The sequence below is a fragment of the Vibrio sp. D173a genome (genome assembly GCF_030248475.1).
The window spans coordinates 1-866 of record NZ_JAHGAH010001181.1 but is presented as its reverse complement, the minus strand read 5'-3'; the positions used below and the strand labels follow the sequence as shown (position 1 = coordinate 866).

The window sequence follows — 866 nt, the reverse complement described above, 5'->3', positions numbered from 1 at the left end:
TATTAGGCGATACCCTAAACCATGGGCCAAGAAATCCTGTACCTGAAGGTTATAACCCTCCTGCAGTGGCAGACAAGCTCAATAAGTTAGCTTCACAGATCATTGCGGTGCGCGGTAACTGTGACGGCGAAGTCGACCAAATGCTGCTCGAATTTCCAATGATGATGGATTACTCGTGGGTGTTGTTGCCTTCTGGGCAGCGTATCTTCTTAACGCATGGCCATCTCTACAACACCAACAAACGTCCACCGCTGAATCCTGGTGATGTGATTGCGCATGGCCATACTCACATCCCTGTTGCTGAGTACCAAGACGAGGTTTTCATCTTCAATCCAAGCTCTGTCACCTTTCCGCGCGATGGACACCCAGCCAGCTATGGTTTGTATGAAAACGGCACCTTCTCTGTGTTAACGTTTGATGGTGATGTTCTAAAAAGCGGTGCACTATAATCCGTGCGCTAAGTAATCAAAGAGCACTGAGATAAGATCGAGTGTTATTTTGAATCGACGTGGCCTAGGTCGCGTTCTGGGGCAATGATATTGCGGACTCGTTGTTTGAGTATTTTTGCCTCAGGGAATCCCCCTTCTGCTTTTCTGTCCCAGATGAGTACACCGTTACAAAAAACTTCGAACCGACCTCCGGTATCTGGGCAAAGTGTTACTGCACCGAGCTCTTCGCTAAAGGTATGCAGCAATTCTTGAGACAACCAGCTAGCACGAAGCATCCAATTGCATTGGCGGCAATAGTGAATGGTAACCGTCGGTTTTTCAGATGGTTCAAGGAGAGTTTGTGGTTCCATGTCTTATTCTCTTATCGATGGTGTGTGAGCGCGTCGAGTTGTTAGCTAGATAACGCTTTAGACAAAC

Annotated in this window: 2 protein-coding genes; one reads left to right on the top strand and one right to left on the bottom strand. The window is 47.5% G+C overall.

The features are described from left to right. The coding region (gene yfcE, locus KIV40_RS32175) for a phosphodiesterase (protein ID WP_285353406.1) at nt 1-449 on the top strand (449 nt) is incomplete at its 5' end. Between the two features lie 44 nt (nt 450-493). Here the strand turns inward: yfcE and KIV40_RS32170 are convergent. Continuing rightward, nucleotides 494-799, bottom strand: a complete 306-nt coding sequence (locus KIV40_RS32170; protein ID WP_285353405.1) for a SelT/SelW/SelH family protein — start codon at nt 797-799, stop codon at nt 494-496. Between the last annotated feature and the right edge of the window lie 67 nt (nt 800-866).